Consider the following 16,169-nt stretch of genomic DNA (forward strand, 5'->3'; position numbering starts at 1 on the left):
TCACCTCTTTTCCTGCAGCTCACCGTCACGGATCATAACAACCCGTTTGGCATGTGCCGCGATCTCCGGGTCATGTGTGATCATCAGCACAGAAACTCCCTCATCGTTCAGCTTCTGAAACAGTTCCATAACCTGTGCTCCCGATTTCGTATCCAGTGCCCCGGTAGGCTCATCTGCCAGCAAAAGCTTGGGATTGTTTACGATTGCTCTTGCAATAGCCACTCTCTGCATCTGTCCTCCGGAAAGCTGGTTGGGCTTAAAATCCACCCTGTCGGCAAGGCCTACACGCTCCAGAGCTTTTCGTGCACGTTCCCGGCGCTCCTTTTTGGGAACCCTTGCATAATTCAGCGGCAGTTCCACATTTGTCAGCGCACTCTGCCTTGGAAGGAGATGAAAGCTCTGAAATACAAATCCGATCGTTTTCAGACGGATATCTGACATCTCATTTTCTGTACATTTGGCAATATCTTCTCCATTCAGGAGAAAAGTTCCCTTGGTAGGTTTATCCAGACATCCGATAATATTCATCAGTGTAGTCTTTCCGGAACCGGAAGGTCCCATGATCGCCACATATTCTCCCTCCTCCATGGAAAAATCTACATCTTTCAATACAGGTACCGTCATTTTCCCCTGTTGATAATCCTTATATATTCCTTTTAAATCCAAAATCATTCTGTCGGCGCTCCTTCCATCGGAACAAGGTCATCTCCCGAAGAAATATCGTCTGTCGCATCCATCATATCACTGTCTACAGCTCCATCTTCGATCATTTCAGGCTCTGAGCCATCACTTTCCGTGTACGCAGAATCATCAATACTTTCATCATCCTCGGAATCATCCCACATCGCCGCTGTAGTCTGATCTGCAGTACCTTCTGTGACAGACATACCTTCTTTCAGCTCATCTGTCGGAAATGCGATCTTATCTTTTTCAGAAAGTCCGTCTGCGATCTCATATTCCCCAAGATCTTCATCATACTGTCCTAATATGACATCTCTCTTCTCCAGCTTGTTCTGACCGTTTGCGATCCAGACATATGGGCTGTCTGTATCCGCATCCACGATAAAATAATCGTTCAGCCAGATACCGGACTTCTTCTCATCCTGTCCTTCGTCCGGTTCAATATACACATGCTGCCCCAGCATCAGACCCTCAGATGAATCCAGATTCACATAAAACGGATAGGTACTGGATGATGTCTGATCATCACTGGCACTGGACATTCCGAACATTGCCATATCCGAACTGCTGTTGCTGGTAGAATTATCCATGTCAACAGAGCCCATGGTGCCCTTCCAGGTTTTTGAAGAATCCACCCTGGAACGAATGATCACAGGAGTTCCCTCTATGATCGAATCACGGTTTATTTCATTTACCGTTCCCTTTACACGATAAGCACCTGTACTCAGGATCGTGATAAATGCATTGCCGGAGCTGTTTCCGGAACTGGAATCTGTGGAATCCGTCGTGCCTTCTGTCAGCGTATCCTCCACGCCCTCAGAATCATCACCGCCCATCTTGGAGGTATCGATCTTCTGGATCACTCCATCGATCTCACTGCGCACCTCGGTATTCTGCGTTGCCTGGGAAAGCTTATCGATCTCTGCCTGTTTGCTTTTCTGATCATATTCATTCTTCTTGAGATTCATTTTCTGTGTTTCGATCTCTATTGTATAGGAAAGCTGATTATCTGCTGTAGCTTTCTTTTTCTCAGCTTCCAGTGTAGTGATCTGATCAGATATACTTAACTGTTCGTTTTTCAGGCGGTCCAAGGCCAGCTGTGCTTCCTGAAGACTTTGCTGGATACTTCCAAGATCATACTGAAAAAGAAGCTGCCCTTTCTTGACTTCCTGACCGGTCTTTACCTGAACTTCTTTTACCTTTCGGCCGCTTTCGATCTTTACCTGAACCGTTTCCTGCGGTTCCACAACACCTGCATATCGGTTTTCCACTCCGGAATCCATTTCCGAAAGCTTGCTTATCTTTGTTACATATACAATATCGCTGCCTCCTGCGGACCCTGCATGATGTGTATAATAATACCATCCACCGGCTCCGATACCGGCTGCAAGTACAAGGACCCCAAGTGCGATCAAAATACGTTTTTTCATATCTGTCCCCTTTTCTCAGCATCGTACTGAAACTATCTGTTGCTTCAAACATCATAGCAGATTCACTCTAAAAAGAAAAGTCCCTGAAGAAAACGATGCAGATTTCACAGATTTTTCATAAAAAAAAATCCCCTTCGTGGCCAGGAGATTTTTTTATGTAATAATGATTATTTAACTGTTACTTTAACTGTCCTTGTTACAGTCTTGTGATTAGCCAGCTTAACAGTAACTTTTACAGTATATTTGCCTTTTTTAGCATTTTTTGCTACTATGATCTTACCTGTTTTACTTACTTTTACAGCTTTGGAGTTGCTGGAAGTCCATGTTGCTTTTGCAGCTTTTGCCTTTGTAAGCTTGATGGTTGTAGCTTTTCCTCTTTTAACTGCAACACTGCTCCTGGAAACTTTTACATTTTTCTGAACAGCAGGGTTGATCGTATATGCTACAGTTTTATAGAAACCTGCATAACGGCCGATACCGTTGATATAAACTATTTTTTTACCGGCGGTTTTCATACTCTGTCCATACTTGTATGTTATAACATAATCTTTACCATTTTTCAGAGTTTTTTTACCAGCTTTTACAGTTAATACCGGATGCTGGGTTTTTCCATTGTAAGTTGTAGTTTTCTTTTTCAGTGACACAGTGTTGAAAGTCTGCTTTGTTGGTGATTTTGCAGCTGCCATTGTCGGAACGGTCATTGTTCCGAACAGAACCATAGCTGAAAGCATAATAACTGCAAGTTTTTTGATAGACTTCATTTTGATTCACCTCTCCCTTAAATTATCACAGGTATACGCCTGGTGTTTTTGATTTATTTATAAACGATCCCGCCACGTCTGATCCTTTATAACGATATAAAAAGATAACGATCATTTCTCTGAGTGCTTCTTATGTTTCGTATCCGGCTCATAACCGTATCCATATCCATAGTTTCCGTATTTTCCATATTTACCATAGCCTCTGGTAGAAACTTCCGCGCGGTTCAGCACTGTGCCAAGAAGCTTACATCCGGACTGTTCGATCTCATATAAAGACTGTTTTATCATTGCCTTCGGTGTTTGACCGGCTCTGACCACCAATATCGCGCCATCACACAGGGAAGCGATCAGTGCTCCGTCTGACACACTTCCAAGGGGAGGTGTATCTACGATCACAAAACGATATTCTCCGGCAAGTCTGTCAAGCAGTTCTCTGAATCTGGCATCCTCAAGAAGAGGGGACGGATTCTCAAGAAGCTGTGTACACGGAACTATGTATGCATTTTCAATATTTGTTTTATAGACTACATCTTCATATTCTGCCATGCCGGAGAGATAATGGTTCAAGCCCTTTGTTTCTGACGCATTTTCCACCTGCATTCTCTGCATCTGAACAGATTTACGCAGATCCACATCCACCATAACAGTAGAAAAACCTGCTTCTGCAAGCATCTTCCAGAGATATGAGGAAACAGTACTTTTACCTTCATTTGGCATGCAGCTTGTAAGAAGGATCTTTTTTGTGTTTTTGCCACAGAATTTAACATTGATCCTGAGACGGTTCATTGCCTCTTCTACTGCATAGGGAAGATCCGGAAACACTACTTTCAGTTTATTCATTTCTCTTTCTCCTTTTTCTGCTGCTATACTCTTCCTCTCCGTCATAGCTTTTCACCTTACTGCTTTCAGGAATCGTAGTCAGCGGCACAAGGCCAAAATATTTTTCCATTTCTTCTGCCGTATGGATCGTATCATCCATCAGATATCTGACGATCAGGATACCTGCGCAGATGAGAAGCCCCAGAAGTCCTCCTATCACCGTAAACTTGAAATAGCTTGGTGCGGCCTTGTGTTCAGGTAGTTTTGCATGCTGTGCAATATTCGGAGCCTTGGTACTCATTGTATCCGGCAGATAGGAAACAGCTTCCTCTGCCATTGTCTCTGCAAGGTCCATAGACAGCTGAGGATCTGTTGTTGTTGCTGTGATCTGGAGCACACGCGTATCGGACGGATTGTTCAGTGTATACAGCTTCGCAAGATCTTCGTAATCCATATCGAGTTTCAGTTTTTCAATTACGCGGTTCAGCACCGGGTAACTGAACATCAGCTCTTCGTAATCGGATGTCAGCGAAGTTCCCAGATTCAGATCATTCAGATTGACAACTGAATCATCAGATGTTGAAACCACATAAAGTTTTGCCGTTGATTCATAGGTTGGCTCAATGAAAAAGAATGCAAATGCATTCAAAGCCAGTGCCCCGGCAAGAAGACAGAGAAGCAAATGGTGCCAGTGATCCATAAGCATATACGCAAGATCCAAAAGATCTATTTCCATCTCGTCATTCATATCTTTCTGATTCATAGCTTTTCTCCTTGTTTTATATTTCCGCAGGTGGCCTGCACCTGGATTTTTCTTTTAATCCTTTTTTTTATAAAACAGCTCCAGAACAGCCTGCTGCAGACTGTCCTCATCAGGCGTAAACGTCTGCCAGCCTTCCTCGTCCGAACCGTAAGTTCCACTTATGGAAACTCTGTCATCTTTTTTGTTATCTGACAGAAGAAGTGCCAGACGGCAGAACTTCTTTGCGCCGATATTGGTAGTCATATAGTCCTCAAGTGCATGATATACCTGCAATGGAAATTTACTGTCTGAATCACATTTGGATCTGAAAGCAGGTTTAAATGCCTCTTCATAATCATTCTGACGCTGCATGCGGTTCTGGTTAGTACCATCCGCAACATCCATTCTGCCTCTGACATAATTTTCAGCATGCGCTCCCATCAGCTTAACTGTTTCACCTTTTTTTAGAGAAGGATCTCTCTCCGAAAAATCATCCTCGATGGTAACAGTCACACCTCCGACCATATCATTCACTACCTGGATCGCACTCATGTTGATCATTGCATAGCCATCGATCTTCTGTCCCTTCAGAAGAGTGGACACTGCATCCACCGTGTTTTCAGCCCTTATATTCTGATCAAGCCCCATGGAATGCGCAAGGGACAGCTGGATATCTGTTGTTGCCAAATAGGTTCCGTCATCGGCAAGGCTTCTGACAGGTGTGACAGTATTCCGGTCAACAGAAAGAAGCTTGCACGTGTCTGTACTTCTGTCTCTCACAATAACAACCAGAACATCACACTGGCCGGTACCGTCATATTCGGTTACTTCCTGTACTTTGCCAGGATCATCAACTCCGGCAATCAGATATGTTTCCAGATTTCCCTTCGGAACATATATCTGATCTTTATATGTAACTGTTTCCTCTGCTTCAATACTGCTGTTCTGATCTACAGTATGATGATCTGCCATTCCCAGTATAATATTGACAAAAACAGTTCCTGCTGCGAGAACCACCGCTGCGATCGCTATACCTTTGTACAATCTTTTTTTGTCCTGTTTTTTTCTGTATTGGGACATAAATCTCACTCCAGTTTTTTAATACTTTATGTTCAGCAGGATGTATCTTCTTATCAGAAAATCTTCCTTAAAAGTGCTGGTCCGCCTGCAGGATTCATTACTTCACAGATCATCAACACTATCAGAAGCACAAATATCACACAACTAAGCACTACTGCTGTTTTCTTTGACATCCTGTCCCCTCCTATATTTCATTCGTTATAAGCTCTGCTTTGAATCAAGCGGATAAAAAAGTTCCGCAAAAACGGGTTTTATTATAGCACCATAATAATCCGATTTCAACCTGTGTAACATATTTGTAATTATATTGCATTTTTCTTAATTTCTCCTTTTTTGCGATATTTTGACTTTCAGTGCTTTATCTGCTAGAATGTTATAATATAACTTTTTTGAAAGGAAAGAACAATATGAAGACAGTGAAACATCTGCTGGCTTTCTTGATGATCATTCTTCTCTCAGTTTTTTTATGTAGCTGCTCCCAGTCGGCCAAAGCTCATGCGGAGAAGGCGATCAAAAAAGATCTGGATCTTCTTAAAAATCTGGACTCTGAAACAACCATGCAGTACATATCCTATCAGGAACTGTTTCCGGATTCTGATGACAGCACAAAGCTTTCTGCTGACATAAAAGAAGTATTTTCTCTCTTCTTTCAGAATTTCGATTACAAAATCCTAGGTATATCCGTTGATAGCGACGAAAAAAATGCTTCTGCGCAGCTTAAGCTTACTACTCTGGATGCTGAGGCTCTTGCCAGTGATTTTGTTTCTGCAAGCCTTCAGGAAGAAATACTGGAAACCGCCTCCGGTAAAGAAAATGATAACGGAAATTCCCTGGAGCAGCGTTATCTGCTCCTGTACAAGCTTCTCAAGAATAACACGTACAGTTCTGCAGAACGCAATACTTCCATCCAACTAAACAATCTTGGATCTTCTTCAGAACCTGACTGGGAGATTACGCACAGTTCCTCTCTCGAAAATGATCTGGTCGGTGGCCTTATCACCTATCTGTCCGATCCTGATCTTGTGCCGCCTGCCGAAACGCTTACCGTCTATCTGAAAACGCTTCAGGAAATGGATGTAAAGCAGATGGCTAATTATTTAGGGCTGGATTCCATTCTGAACACTTCAGATTCGGCAAAAAACGCCATTGCCTCTGCCCTTATGGAACAGTTTCACTCCTGTTTTAACTACAAAATATCAAGCACCTCTGTTTCCGGATATCTTGCTGAGGTGGACGCAGAGCTTACCACATTTGACAGTAATTCCATTCTTACACAGTACGAAAAAGAATTGAATACTTATCTGGCTTCTGCTGATGCAGTAATCGACGGTTCCCAGAAGCGTTACAACAAATCACATGAACTGCTTCTGGACAGTATCAGGAATAATCAGGCAACCATAACTGCCACTGCTACCTTCCATCTCACAAACGATGGTGCATCCTGGAAGCTTGAGAATGCAGGTACCGAACTGGGCAATGCCATCTTCGGAACTCTTACCGCTTCACCGGTTCCTGAAGATTCTACCGAAGATAACGAATAAAGAATAAAAGCTAGAAAACCCGTGAATATCTGCTTTCTCTGACAGGAAAGCGTGATCTTCACGGGTTTTTTATATTCTTCTTTTTTATATTCCGGATATGATCTTTATAAAAAGCAATGCAAGGACTATAAGAATAATAGGCCGTATGATCCGGCTTCCGTTTTTCATAACCATACCTGCACCGGTATAATGTCCTGCGATCGAGAACACTGACGCTGCAATTCCAAGCATGATCACAATCTTTCCGCTGAGCAGAAATACAACAAGAGCCGCTACATTAGAAGAGAGGTTGGTAACCTTCATGGTACCGGATGCTTTTGCCACACTCATTTTTCCCAATCCTGTAAACAAAAGCAGGAGAAAAGTTCCTGTTCCTGGTCCATAAAATCCATCGTAGCATCCTACAGCAAGAGAGCATACGGCACAGAGCAGGATCTGTTTTTTTCTGGCGATCTCGCCACCCTTCTCATCCATATTTTTCTTGCGCAGCACATAAAAAGCAACCACCGGAAGAACAGGGATCAGCATATAACGCAGGAGCTTATCACTGGCTATAAGAGCAAGGTGAGCTCCTATGGAAGATCCCAGGAGTGCCATTGGAATACATGGAAGCACCAGGATCCAGTCCACAAATTTATTTTTGCACAGACGGACAGTTGAGATCAATGTTCCTGTTGCTGATGACAGCTTGTTGGTGGCAACAGCATTATGTACAGGAACTCCGGCCAAAAGATAAGCAGGCAGGGAGATCAGTCCTCCCCCGCCTGCTACAGCATCTACAAATCCGGCAAGAAATACAAGTGGACAAACGATCAGAAATGTATAGATTGTCGGCTGCATGATCTTTTATTCTTCCTCTTCTTTCTGCGGCTCAAGGTCAAGTCCCAGCTCATGAAGCTGTGCCTCACTTACCTGGCTAGGAGACTGAGTCATCAGACAGGAGGCATCCTTAACCTTCGGGAATGCAATAACATCACGGATCGTATCTGCCTTTGCCATAAGCATAACAAGTCTGTCAAGGCCATATGCAAGTCCTGCGTGTGGCGGAACTCCATATTTGAAGGCATCCAGAAGGAATCCGAACTGCTCATGTGCAGCTTCTTTTGTGAAGCCAAGTGCCTCAAACATTCTTTCCTGAATATCATCCTGATGGATACGCACGCTGCCGCCGCCGATCTCATTTCCGTTAAGAACGATGTCGTATGCTTTTGCACGAACCTTTCCCGGATCTGTGTCAAGAAGCGGAAGATCCTCCTCCATAAGCATGGTGAACGGATGGTGCATTGCTGTAAAACGGTTCTCCTCCTCGCTCCACTCAAGAAGCGGGAACTCTGTTACCCATACGAAACGATACTCATTTTTATCTAAAAGATCCATCTGTTTTGCAAGCTCAAGACGGAGTGCTCCCAGTACATCGTATACCAATTTTGTCTTATCTGCTGCAAAAAGAAGAAGATCTCCTGGCTTGCCGTCCATAGCTTTTACAAGAGCATCCATCTCTTCATCTGTCATAAACTTGGCGAAAGAAGACTTTCTGGTTCCGTCCTCTGCAATGGCAATATATGCAAGACCTTTTGCACCATAACCTTTTACGAACTCAACAAGCTTATCGATCTTCTTTCTCGGCATTGCGCCCTGACCTTCTGCATTGATACCACGAACACTTCCGCCGTTCTCAAGCGCACCTGTGAACACACCAAATCCGCAGTCTTTTACGATATCACTGACATCATGAAGTTCCATACCGAAACGCATATCCGGCTTGTCGGAACCAAAACGATCCATAGCTTCCTGCCAGGTAATTCTCTGGATCGGGAGTTTTACATCGATATCCAGAACTTTTTTGAACAGGAATGCAAGATATCTCTCGTTAACATCGATAACATCGTCTACATCAACAAAGGAAAGCTCCATATCGATCTGTGTGAACTCCGGCTGACGGTCAGCACGAAGATCCTCATCACGGAAGCATCTTGCGATCTGGATATAACGATCAAATCCAGAGCACATCAGAAGCTGCTTGTACAGCTGCGGAGACTGTGGAAGGCCATAGAAGCTTCCCGGATGAACACGTGATGGTACCAGATAGTCTCTGGCTCCCTCAGGAGTACTCTTTCCAAGCATCGGTGTCTCAATCTCAAGAAATCCCTCTTCTGTAAAGAACTGTCTTGTAAGCTGGGCAACCTTGCTCTTCATCATGATATTTCTCTGAAGATCCGGTCTTCTTAAATCAAGATAACGATATTTAAGTCGGATCTCATCTTTTGTCTTGCTATTCTCCTCGATCGGGAATGGAGGAACATCTGCCTCAGCAAGAACACGGAGGGATTTTACACGAAGCTCGATCTCGCCAGTTGCAAGATTCTCGTTTACTGCTCCTCCACGTTTCTCTACGGTACCGGTTACAGCAATAACAAACTCACTACGCAGTTTACCTGCTTTTGTAAAGCCTTCTTCGTCAATGCTGCCATTCTCAAAAATCAGCTGCATGATCCCGGAACGGTCACGAAGATCCACAAATACAAGACCTCCTTTATTTCTGGCTTTTGCCACCCATCCCATTAATGTTACTTCTTTTCCGACCATCTCTGTGGTCACTTCTGCACATCGGCAAGTTCTGTGCAGTCCCTGCATGCTTTCAGCCATCTCTTTATCCTCCTCTGACTATTTTTTTCATAGTCATTTTAATTTACTCTGCTATCTCCGTTTTCAGACGGGCAGTTTCAGTCTCTGTTGAAAAATTCTACATACTCTGTATAACCATCTGCTGCCAGCTGGTCTTTCTGGAATTTTTTGTTCTTTTTCATAATAGAGATATTGATCTGTGTACCTGCACTTCTTTCCTCAGTTGCCTGTTTCAGGATGTTCAGAAGCTTGTCTGCCGGCATGTTCTTCTCGATCAGATATGCTTTCTTGCCATTCTTGGTTGGAATCTCATAGCCTCTCTCAAGAAGCAGCATAACGATTCTCTCAAATCCAATGGAGAAACCACAAGCACAGGTATTATTTCCTGTAAATTTACCGATCATCTCATCGTAACGTCCGCCTCCACCGACGCTTCCGCCGAACTCATCCATGGAAATCTCAAAGATCGGACCTGTGTAATAGGACATTCCACGTACCAGTGTAGGGTCAAAGGACATTTTGAAGTCTGCTGTTTTTACAGATTCTACAGTGTTGATGATCGTTTCAAGATCCTCTGCAATACCTGCTTCCAGAACATCAGAAAGTTTTTCTTTAATATAACGGACACCCTCAACATCGTTGGTGATCTCACGGAAAAGTCCAAGATAAGTGTCAATGCTCTCTTTCGCAAAGCCCTCTTTCTCAAGCTCCTCTGCAACTCCCTCGATGCCGATCTTATCCATCTTGTCAAGAATAATAAAGACAGTATCAAAGCTCTCTGCCGGGAATCCACTGTACTGAGCCATTGCCTTCAGGATCCTTCTGTCATTGATACGGATCGTAAAGTTATGGAAATCCAGTTTTCCAAGAAGTGTTGTAGTTGCAAGTACAAGCTCGATCTCAGCAAGATAGGTCGGCTCACCCAGGATATCGATATCACACTGCATAAACTGACGGAAACGACCTCTCTGCGGACGGTCAGCTCTCCATACATTTCCCATCTGAAGTGCCTTAAACGGAGCCGGAAGCTCGTTTGCATTATTGGAATAATATCTGGAAAGCGGTACGGTCAGGTCATAGCGAAGTCCGGAATCTGTCAGATCATTCTCTGTTTTTGCAGTATCCAGTTTCAGTTTCTCGCCTCTCTTCATGATCTTGAAGATCAGCTTTTCATTTTCACCGCCCTGCTTGCTACAGAGATTCTCAATATGTTCTACACAGGGAGTTTCAATTGCGGAAAAACCAAAGGTTCCGTACGTCTCTCTGATCATATTCATCACATAGTTACGGATTGCCATTTCCTTCGGTAAAATGTCCTTCATTCCTGTAACCGGTTTCTTTTTTAATGCCATAGTTTCCTCCTTTATGAATCACCCTCTGAAATGCAAGAAACACCTGCATGTCAAAGTTTTTAATCTCATCGATCATCAGTCTTAAAACTTCATCATTTTCCAGAGCTTTCCGATATGGTCTGTCCATACTCAAAGCCGCATATACATCACATACTCTCAGGATCCTTGCACCCATAGGGATATCCTTTCCGCTTCTGTTGCTGGGATAACCGCTGCCGTCAAAATTCTCATGATGATAAAGAATACTTTCCAGAACATAATCGGAATATCCCTGGTCTTTCAGGATCTCGTAACCTAATGTGGAGTGCATGCGAACATATTTCAGTTCTTCAATGACCATCGGATTCTGCTCTTGGCCATTAATGTATCCTTCCAGTTTCAGCTTGCCTATATCATGGAGCATTCCGGCAATAGCCAGCTGATAACATTCTTTCTCACCAAGACCAAGCTCCTTTGCCACATCATAGGCAAGGTTACTGACAACAACCCCATGCTTCAGCTCTGCGGAAAGATCCATTTCCAGGATCCGGTCCTGCGTAGTTTCACTTATCTTCTGTACGCTTTTCAAGGATCCGTCTCTCCTTTCCGTCTACAGCCATTTTGCAATGCCCTCGCGTTTTCTCTCGATCATTTCATCGATACGTGTGATATAATTGACAACATCCTTCACATTCTCCACACGCTCAATGCGCTGTCCGTGATCAAACACAAGCTTGGAGGAACCACCTGCACCCAGTGCGATGATCGGCTGCTTTTCCTCCATAATCAGTATATTGTAAATCCCTGCTTTGTCAACCTCAGAATACCCGACGTTCTCAAAATTCCCCTTCATATTCTTCTGTCTGTACAGATAATAAGGACCCATTCCCATCTCGTAGGCCGTTTTCATAGTCAGATCCATGATCTCCTGATTGTTTTCAAAGGTCATCTCCTGGTATTTATCACGGAAAATATTCAGTCTTGCCGCACGCTTCACAGCAAGAGAATGTACGGTCAGGCTGTCCGGACCGAGAGCTTTTACCTCGTCCAGTGTATGCTGCACTTTTGTGATATCTTCGCCGGGAAGACCCACGATCAGATCCATATTGATATTGTCGAATCCGGCTTTTCTTGCCAGATGAAACGCATTCTTTGTCTGTTCTACTGTATGACGTCTGCCAATGATATCCAGGGTTTCCTGATTCATGGTCTGTGGATTTACAGAAATCCTGGTAACCGGAAACTCCCGGATCGCCTGAAGCTTTTCCAAGGTTATACTGTCCGGTCTTCCTGCCTCAACCGTAAATTCTTCCAGCTCCTCACAGGGAAAATATTCCGTGATCGCGCCAAGAAGTCTCCGAAGCTGATCCGGCTCCAGTGTGGTAGGTGTTCCCCCACCGATATAGACCGTATCCAGCTTCCGGTTTTTCATCATCCCGGAAACAGCCCGGATTTCCTTTACCAGCGCATCCAGATACGCCTCCACATATTTACGCCATCTCTCCAGCGGATAGGAACTGAATGAACAGTACAGACAGATACTCGGACAGAAAGGAATGCCAACATAAAGGCTGTAGCCGTTTTCATAATCAATGTTTTTCAGGATATCCCGCTCACGATTTGCGATGGTAACTGCAAGAGCTGTTTTCTCCGGACTTACCAGATACTGATCTCTCATATATCTGGCGATCTCCGTATTTTTCATTCCGGACTCCAGCATTCCCATAGCCATTTTCACAGGACGGATGCCTGTAAGATTTCCCCAGGGAAGTGTCTTTCCTGTAGCTTTGGAAAGCATCTGATACAGGGCGTATTTGATCGCGTCTTTATTTTTTCTGCGGATATCATGGGCATCATTGCAAGAAATAAGGGCATCCGAAGCTTCTCCACTGGATTGCCCTTCTATCACAGCCCCATGAGCTGTTTTTTTCTCTATTCCGTTGTTGTAACTGATGGTATAACCTTCTTCATCACGTAAGATCCGGAAGCGGATATCATAATCCGCATCATCCTCTTCATAAAGAGAAACGATCTCATTTCCGGGATAAAACGCTTTGATCAGTTCATACACATCATGCTCAAAATCTCTGTTCTGAAACAAAATGCCAATCTTATACAAATGGATTATACCTCTTTTCATAACCAATGGTTGTGGATGCGTCATGCCCCGGAAATACCTCTGTATCCTCCGGCAAAGTATCCACAAGCTTATGAAGGCTTCTTACGATCTCAGCAGAACTTCCGCCAGGAAAATCGGTTCTTCCCACAGAGCCGCAAAACAATGTATCTCCGCTGAAAAGCACACCTTCGTCTTTGATATAATAGCAGCAGCTTCCTTTGGTATGTCCCGGTGTGTGGAACATCTGGATGGAAAATCCTGCCGCTTCGAAAATCTGCCCGTCATCCAGAAGAACCTCCGGCTTAATTGAACAGGCACTTCCATAAACAGCAGTCATATTTATCGTGGGCTCTGCCAGCATTGCTTCTTCCTGCCTGCATGCATAAACCGGGATCTGATATTTTTCCTTCACTTCCTTTACAGCCATGATGTGATCAAAATGACCATGTGTCAGAAGAATCCCCACCGGTTTTCCCTGCATAAGAGATACTTTCTGAAAAACTTTTTCTGCATAGTCTCCCGGGTCTACGATCAGCAGTTCTCCGGTCTCTTTATTTTTCAGAAAATAGCAGTTGGTAAACACCTGGCCCAGCACACACTGCTGCATTTCAAGTTTACTCATAAAAATTCCTCCGTTTATCGGGTCAGCCCGTTGTTCGCTCTACATCAAGAACACTTTCAACCTGACGGATCTTTTCGATCAGAGAATTCAGTTCCTGTTTGCTGCATACATTAAAGGACATGGAAATCGTGGCGCGTTCCTGCTTGTTGGTACGGCTGTTAATGGAACGAAGATCGATCTTCCTCTCTGTAAAGATCTTGGAAATATCCACCAGAAGTCCGGTACGGTTATTTGCATAAACCTGGATCTCCGCTTCGTATTTCTCGGAATCCGCTCTGTCCGGCATCTGCCACTCTGCTTCAATGAGACGTTTCCGGTCAATCTCAGGCATGTTGAGCACATTCACACAGTCTGTACGATGAATGGTGATCCCTCTTCCTCTTGTTACAAAGCCTACGATCTCATCTCCCGGGATCGGACTACAGCATTTGGAAAAACGAACTGCCACATCATGAATGCCTTTTACTACAATGCCACTCTTACTCTTGGCAATGTGAAGCTTCTCCTGTGATTCGGAAGCTGCCTCCAGGACCTGTTCATCTGTAAGATTCTTCTTATGCTCCCTCTCATAGGCTTCTACCAGCTTGTTAAACACCTGACCTTCTTTCAGGCCGCCATGTCCGATCGCTGCCAATACAGAATCCCAGTCTCGGAAACCATATTTATGCATTACCGATTCCATATACTGTGGCTTGGTATATATGCCTGGTTTAAAGCCCTTGGTCTTGGCATACTGATTCAGCATGTCCTTACCCTTCAGGATATTATCTTCCTTCAGTTCTTTCTTAAACCACTGGTTGATCTTATTCTTAGCCTGTGTGCTCTTTACGATCTTCAGCCAGTCACGGCTGGGGCCCTGAGAATTCTGGGATGTTATGATCTCAATACGATCACCGTTTTTGATCTTATATTCAATAGGAACAAGTTTGCCATTGACCCTGGCACCTACCATCTTGTTTCCTACTGCACTGTGCACGCTGTATGCAAAATCAATAGGTGTAGAACCATTTGGGAGTGTTTTTACATCTCCCTGGGGAGTGAAACAGTAAACACTGTCCGCAAAAAGATCCAGATCATTTTTCAGAAGGCTCATGAACTCCCGGTTATCGGACATGTCACGCTGCCACTCCAGGATCTGGCGCAGCCAGTTCAGCTTCTCTTCCTCACTCTTTCCAGGTTTCTTACCATCGGAAGTTTCCTTATATTTCCAATGAGCTGCAATACCGTATTCTGCGGTTTTATGCATTTCAAATGTACGGATCTGGATTTCGAAAGGCTGTCCGTTAGGACCAATAAGCGTTGTATGCAGAGACTGATACATATTGGCCTTCGGCATTGCGATATAATCTTTAAATCTGCCGGGGATCGGCTTATACATCTCATGGATAACACCAAGAGCTGCATAACAGTCCTTCACAGTATCTACAATGATGCGTACAGCAAACAGGTCATAAATCTGATCAATGGTTTTATCCTGATTGACCATCTTCTTATAGATGCTGAAGAAATGCTTCACGCGGCCATCCACCTGTGCCCTGATATTGGCATCCTCCATATGCTGCTTTACCTGTTTCACGATAGAATTAACAAATTCCTCACGGGCACTTTTGCGAAGAGCAACCTTTTCTACCAGATCATAGTAAACATCCGGCTTCAGATACTTAAGAGAAAGATCATCCAGTTCCACCTTGATCTTGGAAATACCAAGCCGCATAGCAATGGGAGCATAGATATCCATGGTTTCCCTTGCCTTCTCCTGCTGTTTCTCTGGCCTCATATACTGCAGGGTACGCATATTATGAAGACGGTCCGCAAGCTTGATCAGGATGACGCGGATATCCTTAGCCATTGCAAGGAACATCTTTCTTAAATTCTCAGCCTGAACCTCTACCTTGTCCTTGGAATAGGACAGCTGTCCCAGCTTGGTAACACCATCTACCAGAAGCGCTACTTCAGAACCAAATTCCTTTTCTACTTCTTCATACGTCATCCAAGTATCTTCTACCGCATCATGAAGAAGACCTGCCACTATGGTCTCCTTATCCAGCTCAAGATCCGCAAGGATGATCGCAACACAAAGAGGATGAATGATATAAGGTTCACCGGATTTACGTTTCTGATCCTTATGTGCCTCACTGGCCACTTTATAGGCCTTTTCAATCATGGAAATATCTGTAGACGGATGATATTTCTTCACACTTTTTATCAGCTCCTGATAAAGAACCTCAGGGCTTGTAAAATCATGCATGGATTTCACCGCCGCATCTGCCTTCCGGACAGACTCTCTTTTTTCTTCTTCCTTCTGTATCTCAATGTTTTGTTTTTCCGTATTTTTTGTCTCTGCCATTAAATCCCACCTGCCTGTGCACAATTTCATACTGCCGTATGACTACAACAGTTCACATCCCCTTCCACCGA

14 protein-coding genes are annotated in these 16,169 nt (G+C 44.0%); 1 reads left to right on the forward strand and 13 read right to left on the reverse strand.

Annotated features, from left to right (window positions below; genetic code table 11):
• From NCY57_RS06930 to NCY57_RS06955, 6 genes are all read right to left on the reverse strand, one after another.
• Nucleotides 1-672 carry an ABC transporter ATP-binding protein gene (locus NCY57_RS06930; RefSeq protein ID WP_015524653.1) on the reverse strand — a complete coding sequence of 224 codons (672 nt, stop codon included), beginning with the start codon at nt 670-672 and terminating at the stop codon, nt 1-3.
• On the reverse strand, nt 669-2,111 hold the full coding sequence (locus NCY57_RS06935) for an efflux RND transporter periplasmic adaptor subunit (RefSeq protein WP_015524652.1): 1,443 nt from the start codon (nt 2,109-2,111) through the stop codon (nt 669-671). Before NCY57_RS06935 ends, NCY57_RS06930 begins: the two co-directional genes overlap by 4 nt.
• 167 nt (nt 2,112-2,278) lie before the next feature.
• The gene (locus tag NCY57_RS06940; protein WP_015524651.1) at nt 2,279-2,872 is read right to left on the reverse strand and encodes a hypothetical protein; all 594 of its coding nucleotides are present in this window, start codon (nt 2,870-2,872) and stop codon (nt 2,279-2,281) included.
• A 111-nt stretch (nt 2,873-2,983) separates the two neighbouring features.
• The gene (locus NCY57_RS06945) at nt 2,984-3,712 is read right to left on the reverse strand and encodes a CpsD/CapB family tyrosine-protein kinase (protein WP_015524650.1); all 729 of its coding nucleotides are present in this window, start codon (nt 3,710-3,712) and stop codon (nt 2,984-2,986) included.
• Nucleotides 3,705-4,454, reverse strand: coding sequence for a YveK family protein (locus NCY57_RS06950; RefSeq protein WP_015524649.1), 750 nt, complete (start codon nt 4,452-4,454; stop codon nt 3,705-3,707). Before NCY57_RS06950 ends, NCY57_RS06945 begins: the two co-directional genes overlap by 8 nt.
• Before the next feature lie 54 nt (nt 4,455-4,508).
• The gene (locus tag NCY57_RS06955; RefSeq protein WP_173739889.1) at nt 4,509-5,477 is read right to left on the reverse strand and encodes an LCP family protein; all 969 of its coding nucleotides are present in this window, start codon (nt 5,475-5,477) and stop codon (nt 4,509-4,511) included.
• 443 nt (nt 5,478-5,920) lie between these two features.
• On the opposite strand from NCY57_RS06955, the gene NCY57_RS06960 reads away from it, so the two are divergent.
• Nucleotides 5,921-7,054 (forward strand): hypothetical protein, encoded by a 1,134-nt coding sequence (locus NCY57_RS06960; protein WP_022427125.1) that lies wholly within the window; start codon nt 5,921-5,923, stop codon nt 7,052-7,054.
• Nucleotides 7,055-7,138: 84 nt separating this feature from the next.
• Here NCY57_RS06960 and NCY57_RS06965 read toward each other — a convergent pair whose 3' ends face one another.
• The 7 genes from NCY57_RS06965 to NCY57_RS06995 form a co-directional block, all read right to left on the reverse strand.
• A complete protein-coding gene (locus NCY57_RS06965; RefSeq protein ID WP_021650384.1) occupies nt 7,139-7,894 on the reverse strand; it encodes a sulfite exporter TauE/SafE family protein in 756 nt (251 codons plus the stop codon).
• A gap of 6 nt (nt 7,895-7,900) precedes the next feature.
• A complete protein-coding gene (gene aspS, locus NCY57_RS06970; RefSeq protein ID WP_173739888.1) occupies nt 7,901-9,700 on the reverse strand; it encodes an aspartate--tRNA ligase in 1,800 nt (599 codons plus the stop codon).
• Nucleotides 9,701-9,777: 77 nt separating this feature from the next.
• A complete protein-coding gene (gene hisS, locus NCY57_RS06975; RefSeq protein WP_114002783.1) occupies nt 9,778-11,031 on the reverse strand; it encodes a histidine--tRNA ligase in 1,254 nt (417 codons plus the stop codon).
• The gene (locus NCY57_RS06980) at nt 10,964-11,599 is read right to left on the reverse strand and encodes an HD-GYP domain-containing protein (protein ID WP_021650382.1); all 636 of its coding nucleotides are present in this window, start codon (nt 11,597-11,599) and stop codon (nt 10,964-10,966) included. The genes hisS and NCY57_RS06980 overlap by 68 nt, the downstream gene beginning before the upstream one ends.
• A gap of 21 nt (nt 11,600-11,620) precedes the next feature.
• Nucleotides 11,621-13,150: a coproporphyrinogen dehydrogenase HemZ gene (gene hemZ / locus NCY57_RS06985; RefSeq protein WP_173739887.1), complete on the reverse strand. Its 1,530-nt coding sequence runs from the start codon at nt 13,148-13,150 to the stop codon at nt 11,621-11,623.
• Entirely contained in the window at nt 13,122-13,751 is a 630-nt protein-coding gene (locus NCY57_RS06990) for an MBL fold metallo-hydrolase (protein WP_114002781.1), read from the reverse strand. The genes hemZ and NCY57_RS06990 overlap by 29 nt, the downstream gene beginning before the upstream one ends.
• A 22-nt stretch (nt 13,752-13,773) precedes the next feature.
• The gene (locus NCY57_RS06995; RefSeq protein WP_015524639.1) at nt 13,774-16,098 is read right to left on the reverse strand and encodes a RelA/SpoT family protein; all 2,325 of its coding nucleotides are present in this window, start codon (nt 16,096-16,098) and stop codon (nt 13,774-13,776) included.
• Nucleotides 16,099-16,169 lie beyond the last annotated feature (71 nt).

The organism is Blautia sp. MB18-30 (assembly GCF_023669475.1).
Lineage (GTDB): Bacteria > Bacillota > Clostridia > Lachnospirales > Lachnospiraceae > Blautia_A > Blautia_A fusiformis.

What these genes read in the sequence shown, in the direction of transcription:
- hisS (WP_114002783.1), bottom strand. Translation starts at nt 11,031, where the DNA reads ATGGCATTAAAAAAGAAACCGGTTACAGGAATGAAGGACATTTTACCG.
- hemZ (WP_173739887.1), bottom strand. Translation starts at nt 13,150, where the DNA reads ATGAAAAGAGGTATAATCCATTTGTATAAGATTGGCATTTTGTTTCAG.
- aspS (WP_173739888.1), bottom strand. Translation starts at nt 9,700, where the DNA reads ATGGCTGAAAGCATGCAGGGACTGCACAGAACTTGCCGATGTGCAGAA.
- NCY57_RS06995 (WP_015524639.1), bottom strand. Translation starts at nt 16,098, where the DNA reads ATGGCAGAGACAAAAAATACGGAAAAACAAAACATTGAGATACAGAAG.
- NCY57_RS06945 (WP_015524650.1), bottom strand. Translation starts at nt 3,712, where the DNA reads ATGAATAAACTGAAAGTAGTGTTTCCGGATCTTCCCTATGCAGTAGAA.
- NCY57_RS06965 (WP_021650384.1), bottom strand. Translation starts at nt 7,894, where the DNA reads ATGCAGCCGACAATCTATACATTTCTGATCGTTTGTCCACTTGTATTT.
- NCY57_RS06930 (WP_015524653.1), bottom strand. Translation starts at nt 672, where the DNA reads ATGATTTTGGATTTAAAAGGAATATATAAGGATTATCAACAGGGGAAA.
- NCY57_RS06940 (WP_015524651.1), bottom strand. Translation starts at nt 2,872, where the DNA reads ATGAAGTCTATCAAAAAACTTGCAGTTATTATGCTTTCAGCTATGGTT.
- NCY57_RS06960 (WP_022427125.1), top strand. Translation starts at nt 5,921, where the DNA reads ATGAAGACAGTGAAACATCTGCTGGCTTTCTTGATGATCATTCTTCTC.
- NCY57_RS06950 (WP_015524649.1), bottom strand. Translation starts at nt 4,454, where the DNA reads ATGAATCAGAAAGATATGAATGACGAGATGGAAATAGATCTTTTGGAT.
- NCY57_RS06935 (WP_015524652.1), bottom strand. Translation starts at nt 2,111, where the DNA reads ATGAAAAAACGTATTTTGATCGCACTTGGGGTCCTTGTACTTGCAGCC.
- NCY57_RS06990 (WP_114002781.1), bottom strand. Translation starts at nt 13,751, where the DNA reads ATGAGTAAACTTGAAATGCAGCAGTGTGTGCTGGGCCAGGTGTTTACC.